Raw genomic sequence first — 19,098 nt, 5'->3', positions numbered from 1 at the left:
TGCAATCTCATATGAACTTGAACGAGAGCTGATACCGTGACCTTACTCTGGATCTTGTTAATTCCTTTTATCGGCGGCTTGCTCTGCTGGCAGATGGAGCGTCTCGGCGGGCAGTTTGTCCGCTGGGTTGCCCTCCTCTCCATGAGCGCCAGCCTGCTGCTCTCCTGTGCCATCTGGCTAAGTGGTGACTTCTCTCTTGCCACCACCGGCCTCGATAGCGCGGGCGTCACTGGTGCCGCTTCCCCATGGGCTGCCGAATGGCGTCTGCCCTGGATCCCCCGCTTCGGCATCTCCCTGCATCTGGCAGTGGATGGTTTGTCACTGCTGATGGTCATCCTCACCTGCTTTATCGGGGTGCTGGCCATCCTCTGTTCGTGGAAAGAGATCGTGCAACGCATCGGCTTCTTCCACCTCAACCTGCTCTGGATCCTGGGCGGTGTACTCGGTGTCTTTATGGCGCTGGACCTGTTCCTCTTCTTCTTCTTCTGGGAGATGATGCTGGTTCCCATGTACTTCCTGATTGCGCTCTGGGGCCACTCGGTCACTGACGGCAAATCACGGATCAACGCGGCGACCAAGTTCTTCATCTACACCCAGGTGAGCGGCCTGATCATGCTGGTGGCCATCATCGGGCTGGTGCTGACCCACCAGCATGCAACCGGTGTTTTCACTTTCAACTATCTGGATCTGCTCAATACCCCGATGAGCAAGGGCGTTCAGTGGCTGCTGATGCTGGGCTTCTTCATCGCCTTCGCGGTCAAGATGCCGCTGGTACCGCTGCACGGCTGGCTGCCGGATGCCCATAGTCAGGCACCGACTGCGGGTTCTGTGGATCTGGCCGGTATTCTGCTGAAAACCGCCGCCTACGGTCTGCTGCGCTTTGCCCTGCCGCTGTTCCCGGAAGCGTCTGCCGAGTTTGCCCCCTACGCCATGGTGCTGGGCCTGATCGGTATCATCTATGGCGCCATCGTGGCCTTTGCCCAGACCGACATCAAACGGCTGGTGGCCTACACCAGCATCTCCCACATGGGTTTTGTGATGATCGCTATCTACTCGGGTAGCGAAGTGGCCCTGCAGGGCGCTGTAGTACAGATGATTGCCCACGGTCTCTCCGCCGCCGGCCTCTTCATCCTCTGCGGTCAGCTCTATGAGCGTCTGCATACCCGCGATCTGCGCCAGATGGGTGGTCTGTGGGGACGCCTGCGCTATCTGCCGGGCGTGATGCTCTTCTTCTCGGTCGCCTCTCTGGGCATGCCGGGTACCGGCAACTTCGTCGGTGAGTTCCTGATCCTGATCGGCAGCTTCCAGGTCGCCCCGGTGATCACTGCAGTCGCCACCTTCGGTCTGGTACTGGCCTCGGTCTACTCCCTTATCATGCTGCAGCGCGCCTGCTTTGGCCCGGCCAAGGACGAGAGCATCCTGAAAGGACTGGATCGCCGCGAACTGACAATGATGATGGTGATTGCGGGTCTGCTGGTTCTGCTGGGCCTCTATCCCCAACCCGTGATTGATACCGCCAGCAGCAGCCTCATCAACGTGCTGCACTGGTATCTGCTGCCAACTGCTGGAGCTCTGCAATGACTTTCTCCGCTTCCCAACTGCTGGCACTGCTTCCACTGCTGCTGACCACCGGGGCCATGGCGGCCCTGATGCTGGCCATCGCGTGGCGCCGCTGTGTCACTACCGCCTTTACCGTCACCATAATTGGTCTCAACCTGGCGCTCTTCTCCTTGCCCATCGTCATGACACAGGGGGATCGGGGCGTTACCCCGCTACTGCAAGTCGATGGCTATGCCGTCTTCTACATGGGATTGGTGCTGATTGGTGCGCTGGCAACCTGCACCTTCGGCCAATCGTGGCTAAAAGCCTACCCGGATAACCGGGAAGAGTTCTTCCTGCTGCTGCTGATCGCCACTGCCGGTGGTCTGGTGCTGGCCTGCTCCCGCCACCTCGCCTCCCTCTTTATCGGGATCGAGATGCTGACCCTGCCGATGTTCGGTCTGGTTGGGTACGCCTACCGCGAGCGCCACTCGCTGGAAGCCGCGGTGAAGTACATGGTGCTCTCTGCCGCCGCCACCGCATTCCTGCTGTTTGGCATGGCGCTGCTCTATGCCCAGGCTGGCAGCCTGAGCTTTGATGCCCTCGGGGTGACCATGGCCCAGAGCCCGGCTCACCATCCGCTGCTGATGGGTGGCCTCGGTCTGATGCTGGTCGGTTTTGCCTTCAAGCTCTCCCTGGCCCCCTTCCATCTCTGGACACCGGATGTCTATGAAGGTGCACCGGCACCGGTCGCCACCTTCCTTGCAACCGTCAGCAAGGTCGCCGTGTTTGCCGTACTGCTGCGCTTCTATCTGGCCGTACCGGCTGCAGCCGATCCCATGATCCACTGGTTGCTGGCCGCCATGGCGTTCATCTCCATCCTTATCGGCAACCTGCTGGCACTGGTGCAAAGCAACATCAAGCGGATGCTGGGCTACTCCTCCATCTCCCACTTTGGTTATCTGCTGGCGGTGATCGTGGCGAGCCGTATCGGCCAGATGCCTGTTGAAGCGGCCGGGGTCTACCTGCTGATGTATCTCTTCACCAGCCTGGGCGCCTTTGGCGTCGTCAGCATGATGTCGAGCCCCTATCGCGGCAAGGATGCGGACTCTCTGCACAGCTATCGCGGCCTGTTCTGGAAGCGTCCCTACCTGACCGCCGTACTGACCGTGATGATGCTCTCTCTGGCAGGTATCCCGATGACGCTCGGCTTCATCGGCAAGTTCTACATCATCGGTGTGACTGTCGAAGCGCAGCTCTGGTGGCTCTCCGCCGCCATCATCCTGGGCAGTGCGCTGGGGCTCTACTACTACCTCCGAGTGATGGTGACCCTCTATCTGCGCGAACCGGGCATGCAGCAGCGTGATGCCAGCGCCAACTGGGCTCTCTCCTCAGGTGGCGTGGTCGTGCTGCTCTCCGCCGCTCTGGTGGTATTGCTCGGCCTCTACCCACAACCCGTCATCTCACTGGTACAGGGTTTCCAGAACGTCGTTCTGCAATAATCCCCTTCTCTAAATCAAAACCGGCAGCCTTGGCTGCCGGTTTTTTTATCCTCATCTTTCCCCTCCCCCTGAACCCATTTGCAGTACTTGAATCTATTCGTGTCACCTATCGATGTCCCTACAGTGAAACCATTGACTGACTTTCACACCTTTGTTGCCAAAGCCGCTGCGTTGACAATAAAAAAACCGGCCACAGGGGCCGGTTTGTTGTTTGCGATGCGAACTTAACCCAGACGAACCCGGGCGTTGCGGAACATCCGCATCCAGGCACCATCCTCGCCCCAATTGTCCGGGTGCCAGGAGTTGGCCACTGTACGGAACACCCGCTCCGGGTGTGGCATCATGATGGTGGCGCGGCCATCTTGCGTGGTCACCGCGGTGATGCCATCCGGCGAGCCGTTCGGGTTGGCCGGGTACTGCTCGGTTACGCTGCCGCGGTTGTCGACAAAGCGCAGCCCTACCAGACCGCTCTGCTGCAGTGCGCTCAGGTGAGCGGCATCGCGCACCTCGACACGCCCTTCCCCGTGGGAGACGGCAATAGGCATCACGGAGCCTGCCATGCCAGCGAAGAAGGCCGACGGGGACTCCTGTACCTGCACCAGACTGAAGCGGGCCTCGAAGCGCTCGGAGCGGTTGCGCACGAAGCGCGGCCACAGATCGGCACCCGGGATCAGCTCGCGCAGGTTGGACATCATCTGGCAACCGTTGCACACGCCCAGCGACAAGGTATCGCCACGCTCGAAGAAGCGCTGGAACTGCTCGCGGGCACCGTCGTTGAACAGGATGGACTTGGCCCAGCCTTCGCCCGCCCCCAGCACGTCGCCGTAGGAGAAGCCGCCACAAGCCACCAGGGTCTGGAACTCCTCCAGCTTGATGCGGCCGGAGAGGATGTCGCTCATATGGACGTCTACCGCCGCAAAGCCGGCACGGTCAAACGCCGCCGCCATCTCGACGTGGGAGTTGACCCCCTGCTCGCGCAGCACCGCCAGACGGGGGGAGACCCCACGGGCAATGTAAGGTGCGGCCACATCTTCGGCCGGGTTGAAGCTGAGCTTGGCCTGCAGGCCCGGATCGGTGGCGTCCTGACGGGCAGCATGCTCCTGATCCGCGCACTCGGGGTTGTCGCGCAGGCGCTGCATCTGCCAGCTGGTCTCGCCCCAGATGGTACGCAGGGCGGTGCGGCTGGCGCGATAGACCTCCTGACCGGCCCGCTGCAAGGTGATGAGATCCCCCTCGCGCACCGAACCGAGCACGTGGGAGCAGGCCGCCAGACCGTGACCGGCCAGCAGGGTCATCACCGCCTCTTTATCTTCACGGCGCACCTGAATGACGGCACCCAGCTCCTCGTTGAACAGGGCTGGCAGCAGCTCGCCACCGATGCGATCGAGCTGGATGTCGAGACCACAGTGACCGGCAAAGGCCATCTCCACCAAGGTGACGAACAGGCCACCGTCAGAACGGTCGTGGTAGGCGATCAGTTTACGATCGGCCACCAGCGCCTGAATGGCGTTGAAGAAGCCCTTGAGCTGGACCGGATTGTCGAGATCCGGCGCCTTGTCGCCCAGCTGGCGATAGACCTGCGCCAGCGCCGAGGCGCCGAGGCGCTGCTTGCCGTTGCCAAGGTCAATCAGGATAAGGTCGGTCTCACCGAGATCGGTACGCAGCTGCGGAGTAACCGTGTTGCGCACATCCTCGACCCGGGCAAAGGCGGAGATGAGCAGGGAGAGCGGCGAGGTGACGCTGTGCTCCTTGCCATCCTGCTGCCAGCGGGTCTTCATCGACATGGAGTCCTTGCCCACCGGGATAGTGATGCCAAGGGCCGGGCAGAGCTCCTCGCCTACTGCTTTGACCGCCTCATAGAGGCCGGCATCTTCCCCCGGGTGACCGGCGGCGGCCATCCAGTTGGCGGAGAGCTTGACTCGCTTCAGAGATCCGATGTGAGCCGGCGCCAGGTTGGTGAGTGCTTCCGCCACCGCCATACGGGCAGAGGCGGCGTGGGAGAGCAGCGCCACCGGGGTGCGCTCGCCCATGGACATGGCTTCGCCGTGGTAGCTGTCGTAGGTAGCGGCGGTGACGGCGCAATCAGCAACCGGGATCTGCCAGGGGCCGACCATCTGGTCGCGGTTGACCAGACCGGTCACGCTGCGATCACCGATGGTGATAAGGAAGGATTTCTCCGCCACGGTCGGCAGACGCAGCACCCGCTCGGCAGCCTCGCCCAGAGTGATGCCATCGAGTTGGAGCGCTTTGCCTTGTGCCGGCAGGGTCACCACGTCGCGGTGCATCTTGGGGGTCTTGCCCAGCAGCACGTCCAGCGGCAGATCGATAGGGTGGTTGTCAAAATGCTGATCGGAGAGCGTCAGGTGCTTCTCTTCGGTGGCAGTACCGATAACGGCATAGGGTGCGCGCTCGCGCTCGCACAGCGCCTTGAAAAGCGGCAGCTTCTCCTTGGCCACCGCCAGCACGTAACGCTCCTGGGATTCGTTGCACCAGATCTCCAGCGGGCTCATGCCCGGCTCGTCGTTCGGGATAGCGCGCAAGTCGAAGCGACCACCGCGATCGCCATCGCTCACCAACTCCGGCATGGCGTTGGAGAGGCCACCGGCGCCCACGTCGTGAATGAAGACGATGGGGTTGTCGTCCCCCAGCTGCCAGCAGCGGTCGATCACCTCCTGACACCGGCGCTCCATCTCGGGGTTGTCACGCTGCACCGAGGCAAAATCGAGATCTTCGGCCGACTGGCCGGAAGCCATGGAGGAAGCCGCGCCGCCGCCCAGACCGATGTTCATCGCCGGGCCGCCCAGCACGATGAGGGCCGCCCCGACCGGGATCTCCCCTTTCTGGACATGCTCGGTGCGGATATTGCCGATACCACCCGCCAGCATGATGGGTTTGTGGTAGCCACGCACCTCGACGCCGTTGTGGCTCGGCACCTCCTCTTCGAAGGTACGGAAGTAACCGAGAATGGCCGGACGGCCGAACTCGTTGTTGAAGGCGGCGCCACCGAGCGGCCCTTCCTGCATGATATCGAAGGCGCTAACGATGCGGCTCGGCTTGCCGAAATCCTGCTCCCAGGGCTGCTCAAAGCCGGGGATACGCAGGTTGGAGACGGAGAAGCCCACCAGACCCGCCTTGGGCTTGGCACCGCGACCGGTGGCACCCTCGTCGCGGATTTCGCCGCCGGAGCCGGTGGCCGCCCCCGGGAACGGGGAGATGGCGGTCGGGTGATTGTGGGTCTCCACCTTCATCAGGATGTCGACCTGCTCTTGGGTGTACTGGTACTCGCCGCTGGCCGGGCTCGGGAAGAAGCGGCCACCCTGGCTCCCTTCCATCACCGCAGCGTTGTCTTTATAAGCAGAGAGGACATGATCCGGCGTCTGCTCGAAGGTGTTCTTGATCATCTTGAACAGCGACTTGGGCTGCTGCTCACCGTCGATGGTCCAGTCGGCGTTGAAGATCTTGTGGCGACAGTGCTCGGAGTTTGCCTGGGCAAACATATAGAGCTCGATGTCGTTGGGGTTGCGGCCCAACCGGGTGAAATTCTCCACCAGATAGTCGATCTCGTCGTCGGCCAGGGCCAGACCGAGCGCCACGTTGGCCTCGGCCAGCGCGGCGCGACCACCGTCCAGCACATCCACCTGGGTGAAGGGACGCGGCTCATGGTGAGCAAACAGGGCGCTCGCCGCTTCCATGTCGGCAAACACTGTCTCCATCATGCGATCGTGCAGCACGGCCGCCACATCGGCACGCTGGGCGGCGCTCAGCTCACCCTTGGCCTGCACGTAATAGGCAATACCGCGCTCCAGCCGCTTGACCTTGTTCAGGCCGCAGTTGTGGGCGATGTCGGTTGCTTTGGAAGACCAGGGGGAGATAGTGCCGGGGCGGGGGGTAACGAGAAACAGCTGACCGCTGGGGGTGTGTTCGGGGATAGTCGGGCCGTAGCGCAGAAGCTGGCCCAAGGTCGCTCGCTCCGGAGGCGACAACGGGCTCGAAAGCTCGGCAAAGTGCACGTATTCGGCATAGACATCCTCTATCTCTACTCCTCTCTCCTGTTTCATCTGCGCAAATCGCTGCAGCAGTTTTTGGACACGAAACTCAGACAGTGCAGGGGCACCACGCAAGATATCCATATGACCTTTCTCACCAAGTTTTGAAGTGGGGGGAATTGAGACGCGCGTATTATAGGGAGCTGGCTCACAGCGGACAAACGTTTTTCTCGTTTTGTGTAGTGTGACTCGGCGCACACTCTCTGGTATAAAGGTGCTTCTTTTTTGACAAATGCCGATTTTTTCAACAAAGGTACTCACCTACTTGCGCTGCATTTTTCGACTATTTATCGGGCTGACGTTGCTGCTGACCCTAGTCGGTTGTGACTTCTACACCCCCTCCAGCCAGCTGGAGCAGATCCGCCAACGGGGCGAGATCCGGGTTGGCACCATCTACGGCCCCACCTCCTATTACCAGCGTGACGACACCGCCCAGGGGTTCGATTACGAGCTGGCGAAAAACTATGCCGACTGGCTGGGGGTCAAACTCACCATAGTGCCGGTTAACAGTTCGGATGAACTGGTAAACCTGCTCAAGAAAGGCAAACTCGATCTGGCTGCGGCCGCCATCATGGTCACCCCGGAGCGACGCCAGCTGTTTCGCTTCGGGCCGGGCTTCTATCAGGTCTCACCCAAACTGGTTTATCGCAACGGCAAGCCAAAGCCGGACTCTCTGGATGATATCAAGGGCAAGCTGGTGGTGGCTGCCGGTTCGACCGGTGAAGATCTGCTCAAGGAGCTCAGCAAGACCAATCCTGACCTCAACTGGAGCGTCAGCAACAGCGCCGATCTGGAAGATCTGCTGAGACAGGTGGTCGAAGGCAAGATTGACTACACGGTGGTGCAGGATACTGTGCTGGCCCGCAGCCAGCGCTACTACCCGGAGCTCACCGAGGGGCTGACCCTGGCCCAGAAGCAGACCGTCGCCTGGGCCATGAGCAAGCTGCCCGACGACAGCCTCTATGCCAGCGTCATCGACTTCTTCGGCCAGCGCTTCATGGATGGCGCCATCGCCAAGCTCGACGAGAAGTACTTCGGCCACGTGCAGAACTTCGATTTCGTCGATACCCGCACCTTCCTGCAGCGAGCCAAGAGTCTGCTGCCCAAATATCAGTCGCTGTTCCAGAACCATGCCAAAAACATCGACTGGCGCCTGCTGGCCGCCATCAGCTATCAGGAGTCCCACTGGGACCCTCATGCTCGCTCCTACACCGGCGTGCGCGGCATGATGATGCTGACCGAGCCCACCGCCAAGGCGATGGGGGTCAACGACCGGCTCCATCCGGAAGAGAGCATCAAGGGCGGAGCCCTCTATCTGCAACAGATGATGGAGAAGGTGCCCGACTCGGTGCCTGATGACGAGAAGGTGTGGTTTGCCCTCACCGCCTACAACATAGGTTACGGCCACATGATGGATGCCCGTCGCCTGACCAAGGAGCTGGGCAAGAACCCGGATGCCTGGGGCGACGTGAAAGAGGTGCTGCCGCTGCTGCAGCAGGCGCGCTGGCATCGCAAGGTGCGCTACGGCTATGCCCGTGGCGGCGAGGCGCGCAACTACGTCAACAACGTGCGCCAGTATTACCAGAGCCTGCTCTGGCTCGACAACGAGAAGCAGCGAGCGCAACAGCGGGAAAACATCGACAACGCCAGCGAACCAGAGCTGGCCGAGCGCCCCACCGTCATCGCCGAGGTGGTCAATCAGATCACCATGCGCTAACAAACCATTATTCGGCTGTTTTCACGCAAACTTCTCTGTTACCATCGAATTACATCGGAGCCTATCCGAAATCGCATTTTTTTCATTATGTTGAGAGATTAAATAACAGCAATTTCGGATGGGCTCCATCAATGACCCAAGGCCCGGATGGCCACCCAGTTGGGAGGAGACCAAGATGCAAAAACGTAGAAAAATCAGTCTGGTCAGAAAAGCAAAGTGCAGCTGGAGTCCCAGACGCAAGCTCAAGCTTAATGACATCAAGCGCAACCTGTGGCGCAGAAATCGATCCTATACCCTGCTTATCGCAGAACACACAGCATAAACCCGGCATTAGCCGGGTTTTTTATGTTCCACACTTTGCTCAGGTTGGCTGGATGGCGGCGCTAAATTGCACCGAGCGCTTGGAGACCAGCGAGTTGCAGTGATTGCAGAAGTAATCGACCGCACCACACGCCTTGAGCCGCTCCAGCTCCTGATGGCAGGTGGGGCAGAGTGCGGTGACCCGCACAATGGCCTTGCAGTTACCGCAAGCTTGCTCCTTGCTGCGGGTATCCAGTTCGCTCTGGCAGGATGGACATAGCAGGGCTTCCATAATCAACTCCTCGAAAAGTGGATCTGCCATGGTCTTGCTCCATGGCAGATCCCCCTCCCCTTAACATGGCGAGGATAACAAAGCGGCTGCCGGTGAGGGCAGCCGCCAGGGCTTATTTCTTCTTCATCTTCAGCAGCCGTTTGCGCTGGCGCTCCTGACTCAGGGTCAGGGTATTCTTCTTGCCTTCAAACGGGTTGACCGACTCCTGGAACTCGACCCGGATCGGGCTGCCCATGATCTTGAGGGACTTGCGGAAGTAGTTGATCAGATACCGCTTGTAGGAGTCCGGCAAGTCATTGAGCTGGTTACCGTGGATCACGATGCGCGGCGGGTTGTAACCACCGGCGTGAGCATATTTGAGCTTGACGCGGCGACCGTTGACCATAGGCGGCTGGTGATCTTCCTGCGCCATCTGCATGATGCGGGTCAGCATGGCGGTACTGGTACGGCGCGTTGCGGACTGGTAAGCCTCCTGAATGGATTCAAACAGGTGACCAACACCGCTGCCGTGCAGGGCGGAGATGAAGTGAACGCGGGCGAAGTCGATGAAGCCCAAGCGACGATCCAGCTCGTTCTTCACATCCTCTTTCACTTTCTGATCCAGACCATCCCACTTGTTCACCACCAGCACCACGGAGCGGCCGGTGTTGAGCACGAAACCGAGGATGCTCAAGTCCTGATCGGTGATGGTCTCCTGAGCGTCGATCACCAGCAGACAGACGTTGGCATCTTCGATGGCCTTGAGGGTCTTGATAACGGAGAACTTCTCCACCGTCTCGTGCACCTTGCCGCGACGGCGCACGCCGGCGGTATCGATGATGACGTACTTCTGCTCGTCACGCTCCATCGGGATGTAGACGGAGTCACGGGTGGTGCCCGGCATGTCATAGACGATGACCCGATCTTCACCCAGCATGCGGTTGGTCAGGGTCGATTTGCCGACGTTGGGGCGACCGACGATGGCGAACTTGATAGGCAGATCGGCGAACGGAGTCTCCTTGGTGTCCTCTTTGGTATCGAGTTCACCGGCAGCCACCATGCGCAGCAGGGCTTCTTCGTCGAAGTCCTCTTCTTCCTCGTCCTGCACCTCTTCGTCGCCAGCGGCTTCGACCAGCGTCTCCAAGTGAGGAGCCAGTGCCAGCTCCAGCAGGCTCAATACGCCGCGACCGTGGGCGGCAGCCATCTGGTAGACCTCACCCAGCGCCAGACCGTAAAACTCGGAGACCGCGGAGTCACCGTCGATGCCATCGGTCTTGTTGGCGACCAGAAACACCTTCTTGTGGGTCTTGCGCAGGTGCTCGGCGATGGCCTGATCCGCAGCAGTCAAACCGGCACGAGCATCCACCATGAACAGCACCACATCGGCTTCTTCGATGGCCAGCAGGGACTGCTCGGCCATCTTCAGCTCGATCCCCTCCTCAGTGCCATCGATACCGCCGGTATCGACCACGATAAATTCCAGCTCGCCCAGCTTCGCCTGGCCATATTTACGGTCCCGGGTCAGGCCGGGGAAGTCGGCAACCAGGGCATCCCGGGTACGGGTCAGGCGGTTAAACAGGGTGGATTTCCCCACATTGGGGCGGCCCACCAGGGCAACAACAGGAGTCATAAAAGCCTCATTCTCAAGACGACAAAGGCTCCGGGTCCGAAGACCAGGAGCCGGATATTCAAATTAACGGACGATCAAGGACGCTTTAGCGCGTACAGCTTGCCGCCACGGCTCTGCACATACAGGGTATCGCCATCCACAAGCGGAGCAGCATACAGACCACTGCTGTCGAGCTGCTGCATCGCCTTGATGGTACCGTCGGTACGATCAAGCCAGTACAGGTATCCTTCCACATCACCCACCACCACATAGTCACCGAAGATGACTGGTGCAGTGACGGTACGATTCTCCAGCTGGGTGTTGGACCACAGCTCCAGACCATTGCGACGGTCGATGGCAAACAGGTGGCTGCGACTGTCGGTCAGCACGATGGCATTGCCGGTGATGGCGAGATCGCGATAGCCGGAATACTTGCGCTTCCACACTTCATCGCCGCTCATCAGCTTGCGCGCCATCAACTGGCCATTGTAGGCGATGGCGTAAAGCTCATCACCGGCAATCAGCGGGCTGGCATCGACGTCCACCATACGGTCAAGCTCGGTAGCACCGCGCGGGTCGGCAACCTTGGACTGGCGCACAGGTTGGCCGTTGCTCAGCAGCGCGATGCCCACCTTGCCATCGGCACGGCCATAGATGACGGCGCCATTGGTGATCACCGGGGCGCCGGCACTGCGCAGGGTCAGCGGCGGCTGCTCTTCGGAGAGCGTCCACTGCATCTTGCCCTCGTCGGTGTCGAGCGCAATCAGGCGACCGGAGGTGGTCAGTACCACCACGCGACCATCTTCAACCGCAGGGCTGGCGACCACTTCGCCGGGCACATTGGTCTGCCACAGCACTTCGCCGTTCTCTTCGTTCAGGGCGTAGACCACCCCGTTCTCGGAGCCGAGGAACAGCTTGCCGTAACGGGAGACCAGACCGCCGGAGAGACGGGCGCTGCGCTTGTCGGCGTTGACCGGCAGGTCGGCCAGATCGACCGTCCAGAGGCGATCGCCACTGGCGCGGTCAAAAGCGGTCACATCGCCATCGCGCGCAGCGGCATAGATGCGCTCATCTTCCACTGCCGGCTTGAGCTGGGAGTAGAAGTCACCGATGCCGTCACCGACGGTGGAAGACCACTCGGTATCGGCACTGAAAGCGGATTCGACCTTGGGCAGCGGTGCCATGGGGTTCAAATCCTCTTCCGAGCTGAACAGGGAGCAGCCCTGCAGAGCGAAGGAGACCGCAGCCCCCAGCGCCACCATTTTGAATAGATTACGCATCCGGTGCCTCACCCGTGGTCATGGCCGGCAGGGCCAGATCGTCCATCTTCAACTTGAGCTCCTGGCTGCCCTGCAGGCCGCCGGCATCGGCCGCCGCCTGATAGGCATCGCGAGCCTCCTCAATCTTGCCCTGCTTTTGCAGGATGTCACCGCGCACTTCGGCCACCTGGGCCTTGAAGGCGTCGCTGTTGATCTTGCCGAGCTGGGCCAGCGCGTCATCGGCTTTGCCCTGATCGTTCAATACGCGAGCCAGACGCAGTGCAGCGATGGGACGAATGCTCTCGTCACCGCTGGTGGCCACCTGGGTCAGCTGCTCGGCAGCCAGATCCAGCTTGCCTGCCTTGACAGCGGCAGCAGCCAGTTGCAGCGCAGCCAGCTCGCCATAGGAGTCGCCCTTGTTGGCGGAGACAAACTGCTCTGCCTGCTCGAAACCGGCGGCATCGCCTTTAGCCAGCTGGGTAATCACCTGGTTGTAGGCGTGGGAGGAGGCCTCCATGGTCTGTTGCTGGTACTGGTTGTAGTAGCGCCAGCCAAACAGGCCGACCAGACCGATCACGGTACCGGCGATCACCGAGGTCCCGTTCTCTTTCCACCACTCCTTGATAACCTCAACCTGTTGTTCTTCGGTGGTATAAACTTCCACAGCTTACTCTCCTTTGGCTGCCAGCAGGGCAATGGCGGCGTCAACCTTGACGGTCTGTTGCTCAGCCTGACCACGCAGATATTTGATAGTGATCTCCCCGTTTTGCACCTCGGTCTCACCAAGGATCAGGGCGATGGACGCGCCGCTCTTGTCGGCACGCTTGAGTTGTTTCTTGAAGTTGCCGCCGCCGCAGTGGCTCATCAGGCGCAGGTCTGGCAGCGCATCGCGCAGACGCTCGGCCAGCTGGAAGCCAGCCTGCTCGGTCCCCTCGCCCACCATCGCCAGATAGACATCGACCGCCGGGCGGATATCGCCGTTGAGCTCAAGGGTCTCCAGCATCAGCACCAGACGCTCCATACCCATGGCAAAACCGACTGCAGGCGTCGGCTGGCCACCCAGCTGCTCCACCAGACCGTCATAGCGGCCACCGGCACAGACGGTGCCCTGGGCACCCAAGCTGTTGGTCACCCACTCGAACACGGTGAGGTTGTAGTAGTCGAGGCCACGAACCAGACGCTCGTTCACTTCGTACTTGATGCCGGCAGAGTCGAGCAGGCGCTTGAGCCCCTCGAAGTGAGCCAGACTCTCTTCGCCAAGGTGGTCGAACAGACGGGGTGCACCGACCAGCACGGCCTGCACTTTCTCATCCTTGGAATCGAGCACCCGCAGCGGGTTGCTGTACATGCGGCGCTGGCTCTCTTCGTCCAGCTGATCCTTGTACTGCTCCAGATAGGCGACCAGCGCATCGCGGTAAGCGGCACGCTCGGCGCTCTGACCCAGGGTGTTGAGCTGCAGGGTCACATGCTCGCTGATACCGAACAGACGCCACAGGCGGTTGGTCAGCATGATGAGCTCGGCGTCGATATCCGGCCCGTTGATGCCAAACAGCTCGACACCGAACTGGTGGAACTGGCGATAACGGCCCTTTTGGGGACGCTCGTGGCGGAACATGGGGCCCATGTACCACATCCGGCGCTCCTGGTTGTAGAGCAGGCCGTGTTCGATACCGGCGCGGACGCAGCTGGCGGTCCCTTCCGGACGCAGGCTCAGGCTGTCGCCATTGCGATCTTCAAAGGTGTACATCTCTTTTTCGACCACGTCGGTCACTTCACCGATGGCGCGCTTGAACAGATGGGTCTGCTCGACGATCGGCATGCGCACTTCGCTGTAGCCATAGCTGGCAACGACCTGGCGCAGGATCTGTTCAACCTTCTGCCATACCGGGCTCTGCTCCGGCAGGCAATCATTCATACCGCGAATAGCTTGGATCTGTTTTGCCACGTTGATACTCGAGAAAAAGAGGTAAAATTTGGCCGCATTATAGGGATTTTCACCCCCGAGGTAAAATCAGGGAATCCGCAAGCGGGGTGTAAAATCAGTCACCTGGAAAGAGGGCCACCCGAAGTGGCCCCTGTCCGTTCAATCCTTGTCCACCAGGATCCGGTTAACCGGGTCCAGCATGGCGGCGCGGGCACGAATGCGGCGCTCAAGGGTCGGGATGAGATCCTTGTTGTCGAGCCGGTCAACGCGCTGGCCCCCTTCATAGAAGGCACTCTTGTTGGCCGCACCGGCAAGACCGAGATCGGAAACCAGTGCTTCGCCCGGCCCGTTCACCACACAGCCGATGATGGAGACATCCATCGGGGTAATGATGTCTTCGAGCCGCTCTTCCAGCGCATTGACAGTGCCAATGACGTCGAACTCCTGACGGGAGCAGGAGGGGCAAGCGATGAAGTTGATGCCACGGGAGCGGATCCGCAGGGATTTGAGGATGTCGAAACCGACCTTCACTTCCTCTACCGGATCGGCCGCCAGCGAGATGCGCAGGGTGTCGCCAATACCGTCAGCCAGCAGCATGCCAAGACCAATGGAGGACTTCACCGCACCGGCACGGAAACCGCCCGCTTCGGTGATGCCCAGATGGAGCGGCTGCTCAATTTGCTTGGCCAGCAGGCGGTAGGCACCCACGGCGAGGAATACATCGGAGGCCTTGACGCTCACCTTGAAGTTCTGGAAATCGAGGCGATCGAGATATTCCACGTGACGCATGGCGGACTCCACCAGTGCCTCAGGGGTCGGCTCGCCATACTTCTCCTGAATATCCTTCTCCAGCGACCCGCCATTGACCCCGATGCGGATCGGGATATTGAGGTCACGCGCGCAATCTACAACAGAGCGAACACGCTGCTCGTTGCCGATGTTGCCCGGATTGATGCGCAGGCAATCAGCGCCATACTCGGCCACTTTCAGGGCGATACGATAGTCAAAATGGATATCGGCAACGATGGGAATACGGGTCTGCTGCTTGATCAGCTTGAACGCTTCCGCCGCTTCCATGGTGGGCACGGAAACCCGAACGATATCTGCCCCGACCCGCTCAATCCGCTGGATCTGCTCGACAGTGGCGGCGACATCAGTGGTCTTGGTATTGGTCATGGTCTGCACCGTAATGGGGGCATCGCCCCCTACCGGTACATTGCCAACCATGATCTGCCGTGATTTACGACGAATAATGGGAGATTCGTGTGCGGACATGACGAACAGATTACTCCTGCGGCAGTGAGAAGCGGGCAGTACGGCCGTTGTTGTAACGGCTCATATCAAAGGACTTGCCCTTGTAGTCGAGCTTGACCGCCATCGGCGCGCCAATGATGAACTTCAGGGGCTCGGCACCTTCCAGTACCAGCTCGTCATTTGCCTTCTTCAGACCGCTGAAGAGAGTCTTGCCCTTGGCATCCTTCACATCCAGCCAGCAGTCGGCGGTAAAGCTCATCTTGAGTTGCGGCGCAGTTGCCGGATCAACGGCAGTCTCTTCAGATTCGGTCGCAGTGGCACCGGAGGCGGCAACATCGGCCACAGTGCTGACGGCGCCGCTGGCGTCGGTCAATGCCACGGCAGCAGAAGCCGGAGCCAGGGTGGCAGCCGCGTCGGAAACAGCAGCGGTCGGGGCAACGATGGTCGCTGCCGCGGCAGAGACATCCTGAGCCGGCGCAGTTGCATCATTTGCCACTGCAACGGTTGCGGTGTCGGCAGTTGGCGCTGCGGTGGTACTCATTTCGGTAGCAGCCAGCGCCTCATCCCCGGCGGAGCGGCGCGTCGTGCTCTGCCACCACCAGGCAACGGAGAGCGCAATCAGCACCAGGATCACCAGCCAGGTCACCACTTTCAGACGGCTGTCGCTCGCCTGCTGACGGGAGCGGCGAGAGAAGCTCTGCATGTCGATATTGTCGGGCGGAGTCAGACCCAGCTTGTCGTAGGCGGCAAGAATGGTCTCTTCCGGGATCCCCACCAGCTTGGCGTAGGTGCGCAGATAGCCCCGGATAAAGGTATGAGACGTATGCTTGTCGTACGTATCCGATTCGATAGCGGCAATCAGGGTCAGACGAAGGTGAATGCGGGACGCAACCTGTTCTCGTGTCCAGCCGAGCTGTTCACGGGCGTTGCGCAGCAGCTGGCCTGGGCCCACTGCCTGGGTGTCGTCTTGAAAATCGTGTTGCTGTTCAGTAGTCATTGGCTAAATAACGCTTGGCTTGTTGCGAAGTGGGATATTGCCTTACCAGCTCATTCCCGAATTGGTGGAGTAATGCCGGTTTGTCCATTGCCTGTGCAAGCCGCAATCTCAACCAGAGACTGTCCTCGTTCTCGTCTGACACATCGGCAAAACGGGCGAGGTAGGACTGCACATCAGGCAGCTTGCCATCTTTCATGGAAAGCTCGGCCAAGTCCAGCAATAACCTTGGGTTGCGGGGATTATACCCCAAGGCCAGGCGATAGTACTCGCTTGCTTTATCATTTCTATGATTTTGCTGGGCGCAAAGTGCAGCATTTTCATAGGTATCGGCAATTTTCACGTAGCCTGGCTGAATAACAGCCTGGTTGAACGCCTTGTCAGCCTCGTCATAGCGGCCGCGGTCACACAAAAAGGCGCCATAGTTGTTCATTGCGTCAGCATTGGACGGATCCATGGCGAGGGCGTTCTTGTAGCTGGTCTCTGCCGCCTTGAAATCACCGACCTGTTGATAGAAATAGGCGAAGCCGATCTGAACCGCTGGATTGGAGGGGTCATATTTGAGGGCACGATCAAGATTGAACTTGGCCTGTTCGGCATTGCCCTGCTGCAGATATTGAATACCGAGATCGATGCGGGTCTGGGCCGCAGCCTTCAGATCGGGCCCCGACTCACGCTGGGTGGAGTTCTGGCCAGCGTAAGTGGTCTCGGTCACACAACCAGGCAGCGCACTAAGCGCTGCCACTACCATCAATGTACGTGTATCCATTCCCTGTCTATACAATGGCTTAGCAATTAAACCATTTTGACGGAAATCCCATCCTGTTGCATCCGATTTTTGATGGTGCGCTTGGTGCGGTCAATCACATCGCCTACCAACTGGCCGCAAGCGGCATCGATATCGTCACCACGGGTCTTGCGGACGATCACGGTGAAACCGTACTCCATCAGCACCTTGGAGAAGCGATCGATACGGCTGTTGCTCGGCTTGCCGTAGGGGTTGCCCGGGAAGGGGTTGAACGGGATCAGGTTGATCTTGCTCGGGGTATCTTTGAGCACTTTGGCAAGCTCATGAGCATGCTGCATATCGTCATTGATATGATCGAGCAGCACATACTCGACGGTCACCCGACCGCCGTTGGCGTTAGATTTGCCCAGATAGCGACGAACCGCAGCGAGGAAGGCCTCGATGTTGTACTTGTCGTTGATCGGCATGATCTCGGAACGCAACTTGTCGTTCGGTGCGTGCAGAGAGATGGCCAGTGCCACGTCGATCTGGTCGCCCAGCATGTCGAGAGCAGGTACCACACCGGAAGTGGAGATGGTGACGCGACGCTTGGAGATGCCAAAGCCGTAGTCATCCATCATCAGGCGCATGGCCGGCACCACGTTGGCGAGGTTGAGCAGCGGCTCACCCATTCCCATCATCACCACGTTGGTGATGGGACGCTTGCCACCCACGACACGGGCAGCACGCCACACCTGACCGATGATCTCGGATACTTTCAGGTTGCGGTTGAAGCCTTGCTGAGCTGTGGAGCAGAACTTGCACTCCAGCGCACAGCCTACCTGGGAGGAGACGCAGAGGGTCGCTCGATCATCTTCCGGGATGTAGACAGTCTCTACTTCCTGATCGCCCACCTGCAGCGCCCACTTGATGGTGCCATCGGAAGAGCGCTGCTCGCGGCTGATCTCGGGCGCCTTGATCTCGGCGATCGCCTTCAGGCGCTCCTTGAGCACCTTGTTGACGTTGGTCATCTGATCGAAATCATCACAACCAAAGTGATAGATCCACTTCATGACCTGATCTGCCCGGAACGGCTTCTCGCCCAGTTCGACGAAGAAGGCACGCATGGCATCCCGATCAAGATCCAGCAGGTTGATTTTTGTTTCGCTCATCAATGGCCTCGGTTCAAACACTTCAATCAATTATTGGCTGACGACGTCAGGGGGCGGCATTGTACAAATTATGGGTGCGGCTTTCCACCTGGAGAATAGAGGGATATTGGCAGAACGACCAAAACAACAAAGGGAGCCGAGGCTCCCTTGGGTCATCATCCACGAAAATCAGCCGCGCGGGCAGATCTCGTTGTCAGAGAAGAAGTAGGCAATTTCACGGGCAGCGGAAGCCGGTGCATCGGAGCCGTGCACGGCGTTGCGATCGATGCTCTCGGCGTAGCAGGCACGCAGGGTACCGACCAACGCCTCTTTCGGGTTGGTTGCGCCCATGATTTCACGGTTGCGACGGATGGCATCTTCCCCTTCCAGCACCTGTACCATGACGGGGCCGGAAGTCATGAAGCTGACCAGTGCGTCATAAAAAGGCTTGCCCTGATGTTCGGCATAGAAACCGGCTGCCTGCTCGCTGCTCATCCGCAGCATTTTAGATGCCACCACCTTCAAGCCTGCGCTTTCGAAACGGCTATAGATGGCACCGATCAGGTTCTTGCTGACAGCATCCGGCTTGACGATAGAGAAGGTACGTTCGATGGCCATTGATATCTTTCCTTAACTACAGTGTTTTATTGTTAGAATCCATGTTCGCTGGCGATTATACGTAAACAAAAACCGGAAAAACACACAAACAAGCAACTTTTTATTAAACATCACTCCCCTGCATTCAACATTCATACTCATCTTGACCGAGCAGAGCGGGAAAATATGTGCGCTTGCGCACGATAGT

The 19,098-nt window shown here is 59.6% G+C and carries 14 protein-coding genes; 3 read left to right on the top strand and 11 right to left on the bottom strand.

Features of this window, described 5'->3' with window-relative positions:
• Positions 1–36 precede the first annotated feature (36 nt).
• On the top strand, positions 37–1,581 hold the full coding sequence (nuoM, locus tag LG31_RS0110990; RefSeq protein WP_033114517.1) for an NADH-quinone oxidoreductase subunit M: 1,545 nt from the start codon (positions 37–39) through the stop codon (positions 1,579–1,581).
• On the top strand, positions 1,578–3,041 hold the full coding sequence (gene nuoN, locus LG31_RS0110985) for an NADH-quinone oxidoreductase subunit NuoN (RefSeq protein WP_033114516.1): 1,464 nt from the start codon (positions 1,578–1,580) through the stop codon (positions 3,039–3,041). The genes nuoM and nuoN overlap by 4 nt, the downstream gene beginning before the upstream one ends.
• Positions 3,042–3,265: 224 nt before the next feature.
• Here the strand turns inward: nuoN and purL are convergent, their stop codons facing one another.
• Complete coding sequence (purL, locus tag LG31_RS0110980) at positions 3,266–7,171, bottom strand: phosphoribosylformylglycinamidine synthase (RefSeq protein ID WP_033114515.1); 3,906 nt, start codon at positions 7,169–7,171, stop codon at positions 3,266–3,268.
• Positions 7,172–7,319: 148 nt separating this feature from the next.
• Between purL and mltF the strand changes: the two genes are divergently transcribed.
• Positions 7,320–8,804, top strand: a complete 1,485-nt coding sequence (gene mltF, locus LG31_RS0110975; protein WP_033114514.1) for a membrane-bound lytic murein transglycosylase MltF — start codon at positions 7,320–7,322, stop codon at positions 8,802–8,804.
• A gap of 361 nt (positions 8,805–9,165) precedes the next feature.
• On the opposite strand, the gene LG31_RS0110970 is transcribed toward mltF, so the two are convergent.
• From LG31_RS0110970 to ndk, 10 genes are all read right to left on the bottom strand, one after another.
• Positions 9,166–9,396 (bottom strand): zinc ribbon domain-containing protein, encoded by a 231-nt coding sequence (locus tag LG31_RS0110970; RefSeq protein ID WP_033114569.1) that lies wholly within the window; start codon positions 9,394–9,396, stop codon positions 9,166–9,168.
• 112 nt (positions 9,397–9,508) lie between these two features.
• Positions 9,509–11,005, bottom strand: coding sequence for a ribosome biogenesis GTPase Der (der, locus tag LG31_RS0110965; protein WP_033114513.1), 1,497 nt, complete (start codon positions 11,003–11,005; stop codon positions 9,509–9,511).
• Between the two features lie 74 nt (positions 11,006–11,079).
• Positions 11,080–12,264: an outer membrane protein assembly factor BamB gene (bamB, locus tag LG31_RS0110960; protein ID WP_033114512.1), complete on the bottom strand. Its 1,185-nt coding sequence runs from the start codon at positions 12,262–12,264 to the stop codon at positions 11,080–11,082.
• Complete coding sequence (locus LG31_RS0110955) at positions 12,257–12,907, bottom strand: YfgM family protein (RefSeq protein WP_033114511.1); 651 nt, start codon at positions 12,905–12,907, stop codon at positions 12,257–12,259. Before LG31_RS0110955 ends, bamB begins: the two co-directional genes overlap by 8 nt.
• Positions 12,908–12,910: 3 nt before the next feature.
• A complete protein-coding gene (hisS, locus tag LG31_RS0110950; protein WP_033114510.1) occupies positions 12,911–14,188 on the bottom strand; it encodes a histidine--tRNA ligase in 1,278 nt (425 codons plus the stop codon).
• A 138-nt stretch (positions 14,189–14,326) separates the two neighbouring features.
• Positions 14,327–15,442: a flavodoxin-dependent (E)-4-hydroxy-3-methylbut-2-enyl-diphosphate synthase gene (gene ispG, locus LG31_RS0110945; protein WP_033114509.1), complete on the bottom strand. Its 1,116-nt coding sequence runs from the start codon at positions 15,440–15,442 to the stop codon at positions 14,327–14,329.
• 10 nt (positions 15,443–15,452) lie between these two features.
• On the bottom strand, positions 15,453–16,418 hold the full coding sequence (gene rodZ, locus LG31_RS0110940; protein WP_033114508.1) for a cytoskeleton protein RodZ: 966 nt from the start codon (positions 16,416–16,418) through the stop codon (positions 15,453–15,455).
• Positions 16,408–17,199 carry a PilW family type IVa pilus biogenesis/stability lipoprotein TapF gene (gene tapF / locus LG31_RS0110935; protein ID WP_152598379.1) on the bottom strand — a complete coding sequence of 264 codons (792 nt, stop codon included), beginning with the start codon at positions 17,197–17,199 and terminating at the stop codon, positions 16,408–16,410. Before tapF ends, rodZ begins: the two co-directional genes overlap by 11 nt.
• 11 nt (positions 17,200–17,210) lie before the next feature.
• Positions 17,211–18,314 carry a dual-specificity RNA methyltransferase RlmN gene (gene rlmN / locus LG31_RS0110930; RefSeq protein ID WP_033114506.1) on the bottom strand — a complete coding sequence of 368 codons (1,104 nt, stop codon included), beginning with the start codon at positions 18,312–18,314 and terminating at the stop codon, positions 17,211–17,213.
• A 168-nt stretch (positions 18,315–18,482) separates the two neighbouring features.
• The gene (ndk, locus tag LG31_RS0110925) at positions 18,483–18,911 is read right to left on the bottom strand and encodes a nucleoside-diphosphate kinase (RefSeq protein ID WP_033114505.1); all 429 of its coding nucleotides are present in this window, start codon (positions 18,909–18,911) and stop codon (positions 18,483–18,485) included.
• Positions 18,912–19,098: the final 187 nt, after the last annotated feature.

This window comes from Aeromonas lacus (assembly GCF_000764665.1).
In the GTDB taxonomy this organism is placed as follows: Bacteria; Pseudomonadota; Gammaproteobacteria; order Enterobacterales; family Aeromonadaceae; genus Aeromonas; species Aeromonas lacus.
The sequence above is the reverse complement of the archived record's forward strand: the minus strand, read 5'-3'. Positions and strand labels throughout refer to the sequence as shown.

What these genes read in the sequence shown, in the direction of transcription:
- der (WP_033114513.1), bottom strand. Translation starts at nt 11,005, where the DNA reads ATGACTCCTGTTGTTGCCCTGGTGGGCCGCCCCAATGTGGGGAAATCC.
- LG31_RS0110970 (WP_033114569.1), bottom strand. Translation starts at nt 9,396, where the DNA reads ATGGAAGCCCTGCTATGTCCATCCTGCCAGAGCGAACTGGATACCCGC.
- rodZ (WP_033114508.1), bottom strand. Translation starts at nt 16,418, where the DNA reads ATGACTACTGAACAGCAACACGATTTTCAAGACGACACCCAGGCAGTG.
- ispG (WP_033114509.1), bottom strand. Translation starts at nt 15,442, where the DNA reads ATGTCCGCACACGAATCTCCCATTATTCGTCGTAAATCACGGCAGATC.
- purL (WP_033114515.1), bottom strand. Translation starts at nt 7,171, where the DNA reads ATGGATATCTTGCGTGGTGCCCCTGCACTGTCTGAGTTTCGTGTCCAA.
- nuoN (WP_033114516.1), top strand. Translation starts at nt 1,578, where the DNA reads ATGACTTTCTCCGCTTCCCAACTGCTGGCACTGCTTCCACTGCTGCTG.
- mltF (WP_033114514.1), top strand. Translation starts at nt 7,320, where the DNA reads ATGCCGATTTTTTCAACAAAGGTACTCACCTACTTGCGCTGCATTTTT.
- bamB (WP_033114512.1), bottom strand. Translation starts at nt 12,264, where the DNA reads ATGCGTAATCTATTCAAAATGGTGGCGCTGGGGGCTGCGGTCTCCTTC.
- rlmN (WP_033114506.1), bottom strand. Translation starts at nt 18,314, where the DNA reads ATGAGCGAAACAAAAATCAACCTGCTGGATCTTGATCGGGATGCCATG.
- ndk (WP_033114505.1), bottom strand. Translation starts at nt 18,911, where the DNA reads ATGGCCATCGAACGTACCTTCTCTATCGTCAAGCCGGATGCTGTCAGC.